The sequence below is a fragment of the Thiohalocapsa sp. genome (assembly GCF_019695415.1).
Taxonomy (GTDB): Bacteria; Pseudomonadota; Gammaproteobacteria; order Chromatiales; family Chromatiaceae; genus Thiohalocapsa.
The window spans coordinates 1-3,216 of the sequence record NZ_JAIFKJ010000472.1; the positions used below are offsets into that span (position 1 = coordinate 1).

General features: G+C 63.5%; 2 protein-coding genes. Both read left to right on the forward strand.

Features of this window, described 5'->3' with window-relative positions; genetic code table 11:
• The first annotated feature begins 593 nt into the window (after positions 1-593).
• Positions 594-1,454: a site-specific integrase gene (locus tag I6U14_RS13240; RefSeq protein ID WP_296899995.1), complete on the forward strand. Its 861-nt coding sequence runs from the start codon at positions 594-596 to the stop codon at positions 1,452-1,454.
• Positions 1,447-2,634, forward strand: coding sequence for an IS91 family transposase (locus I6U14_RS13245; protein ID WP_296899996.1), 1,188 nt, complete (start codon positions 1,447-1,449; stop codon positions 2,632-2,634). The genes I6U14_RS13240 and I6U14_RS13245 overlap by 8 nt, the downstream gene beginning before the upstream one ends.
• Positions 2,635-3,216 lie beyond the last annotated feature (582 nt).

Consider the following 3,216-nt stretch of genomic DNA (forward strand, 5'->3'; position numbering starts at 1 on the left):
GTTAACGTACAGTCGATACTGTACATAAAAACGGTTTGGCACACCCGGGCGGGAGGGGCGACCACGAGATTCTCGCCTAACAGATTTAGGCGGAATCTCGCATAATCGGTTTAGGCGGAATCTGGCATAACCGGTTTAGGCGGAAACTCGCATAACAGATTTAGGCGGAACCGAGGCTGCAGCCTCGCTGGGGTGTTTACCGAGTCCGAAGCTTGGTTTTCGTGCTGGTGGCCACCTAACGCTCTGATTGTGCTCGCGTTCTCGTTTCTTGTCCCTCACGCCTAGACATTTTCCCACGTTGATGCTACGGTTTTCTTATGCTCAGATGCCCTTTACTGAGGTGTGCTAGTGCCTGGGCGCTGAGCGTGCGCGGGAGATTTAGACGGAATCCGCCTAATTCGTTTAGCGAGGCTTCCGCCTAATCAACTGTTGAACTAAGCCGCTGCGCGGGGCTGGGGGGCAAACGCTAGGGCGGCGGTTTCACCGCTTGTCCGTACCGGCTGCAGGCGTGTCTCGGCGGCCTCTCGTATCGGCCAGCGATGTCGTCGACACTCTGGGAGACCCATCAGGGTCTCAACCAGAGGACAAGCACGATGACGCCGTTGCGCGCCAAGATGATCGAAGCCATGCAGGTACGTGGCTTCTCCCCGCGGACCCATCAAAGCTACCTGGCTGCCGTCGCGGGTCTTGCCGGCTTCTACGGCCGAAGCCCGGACACCCTCACGCTCGATGAGGTCCGTGACTATCTCGTCTATCTCGTGGTTACCCGCAAGCTCGCCGCAGCCAGCTGTCGGGTCGCACTCCATGGTGTGCGCTTTTTCTTTCTGCAGGTGCAGGGGCGCCGCGAATTCGACGTTACGATCCCGGTGCCGAAGCGCCCGCAACGCATCCCGGAGCTCCTGACCCAGAAGGAGGTCGAGCGCATCCTCGCCGCCACCGCCAACCCGAAGCAGCACGCGCTGCTGGCAACCTGTTACGGCTGTGGCCTGCGGGTCACCGAGCTGGTGGGGCTGAAGGTGCGCCACCTCGATGGCGATCGCAACCTCCTGCGGGTGGATCAGGGCAAGGGTGCCAAGGATCGGAACGTCACCCTCAAACCCGCCTTGCTGGCCGAGCTGCGCCAGTACTGGAAGGGTTACCGCCCGGCTGACTGGCTCTTTCCCGGGCGCCAGGACGGCTCTCCGATCAGCGTCAGCACGGCCCAGAAGGTCTTCGCGCGGGCGAAAGCCAAGGCCGGGATCGCCAAGGTCGGCGGGATTCACTCCCTGCGCCATGCCTATGCTACCCACCAGCTGGCGAGCGGGCTGTCGGTCCCCAAGCTCCAACACCAGCTCGGGCATCGCAGCCTCCAGAGCACGCTGCGCTACGTGCATTGGGTGCCCGACTATGCGGAAGGCAAGGGCGTCGCCGACCTGCTTGCCGCGCTGGCGGCGCAGGAGGTGGACCATGACTGAGCGCACCTCCTTGCAGGCGGTCATCCGGCGCCATCTCAATGGCTATGCCGCCACCCAACCCTTGAGCCCCCGTCAATGGCAAGTCTGCTCGCACATCCACGACTGCCGTACCGCGGCGATGGGCGGTTTGCACATCGCTTGTGATCACTGCGGCTACCAGCCGCCGCATTTCTTCTCCTGCCGCGATCGCCATTGTCCTTGCTGTCAACACCGTGCCACCGACGCCTGGTGTGAGCGCCAGCGTGGCGCCCTGCTACCGGTCCCCTATTTCCATTTGGTCTTTACCCTGCCGCATCAGCTCGATCCTTGGGTCGAGCGCCATGGCGAGGTGATCTATGGGCTGTTGTTCCGGGTCGTCTGGGCCACCCTCGCGGCCTTCGGCGCCGATCCCAAGCGCCTCGATGGGCAGCTCGGGATGACCGCCGTGCTCCATACTTGGGGGCAGACCCTGATCCGCCATGTCCACCTGCACTGCCTGGTCCCCGGCGGCGCACTCGGCAGTGATGGCACCTGGCATCCGGTCACGGGCAACTACCTCTTCCCGGTCGCGGCGCTCTCCCGCAGCTTCCGCGGCCGCTTCGTCAGCGCCCTGCGCCAAGCCTACACCGACGGTAAACTGCATCGCATCGCCGAGCCCAAAGAAGTGGACGCCCTGCTCGATGACCTGATGGCCACCGACTGGGTCGTCTACGCCAAGCATTGCCTCACCCACACCGAGACTGTTGTCGATTACCTCGGACGCTACACCCACCGCATCGCCCTGAGCGATTCACGCCTCATCGCCAGCGATGGCGAGACCGTGCAGCTTGGCTACAAGGACGACCGCGACGGCAAAAAAAAGGTCATGACGCTGACCGCCCACGAGCTCATCCGCCGCTTCCTGCTCCACGTCTTGCCCGCAGGCTTCATGCGCGTGCGCCACTTCGGGTTCCTCGCCAATCGCTGCCGGGCCAAACGCTTGGCCCAGATCCGCCAGGCCCTGGACGCAGCTGCGGCGCCCGAGCCCGAAGAGACCCAAGGCGAGGCCGCCGACCGCCCGCCGTGCCCGCAATGCGGCCAGGGTCGTCTCCGCATCATCGGCCGGCTTGCTCCCCAGCGCACGGCGGTGCCGACTGCGAAGATCGGCGCGCACCCGCTCCCCATCGATCCCTCGGGTGGCGGAGGCGCCATCGCCTACTAAGTCGCCGCGCCCCCGTTTCTTCGGTGCCCGCTGGACAGGCCCCAACCGGGTCTGCGCTTGCGTTCGTCCCGATGGCGACAAAACCGCCTTTGTGCTTCCTGAAGCACCCGCTGCCCTCCCGGAAAACGGGCGCGAAAGGACTGTCACGCCCCCGTTCTCCGCGTTCACCCGGGCAACAACCCCGCGCGTGGCGTCGACATCCGGCGTCCGCGCAAATACAATCCCCCTGTACCCACGCGCCGACCCGGCTCCTCCCTGTGTCCGGGCCCGTGCCAGCATCGGCTTAGTTCAACAGGCATTTATACGTCGTGCGCCGGCGAGCCCGTAGCTCGCTGCGCGCCTTGGGGTTTCGGCGCACGACGTATAAATGCTTTTATGTTGGACTAAAAAAATCAAAAGCCCACCAGAATAAAAAACCGTCAGTTGATTTCGTCAAAGGGCTTTTGATTCATTCATTGATTCATTCCCGGCTCGGGTAAGCCACTCCCCACTGGATCGATGTCCCCGTCGGCGGTATTCACTTCGGGCATGGACCCACCCCCCGGTCCCTTTACCCAATCTGCCGCTGCCGACAAAGAGGAA

Excerpts from the sequence above, each read along its gene's own strand:
- I6U14_RS13240 (WP_296899995.1), top strand. The coding sequence starts at position 594 with ATGACGCCGTTGCGCGCCAAGATGATCGAAGCCATGCAGGTACGTGGC.
- I6U14_RS13245 (WP_296899996.1), top strand. The coding sequence starts at position 1,447 with ATGACTGAGCGCACCTCCTTGCAGGCGGTCATCCGGCGCCATCTCAAT.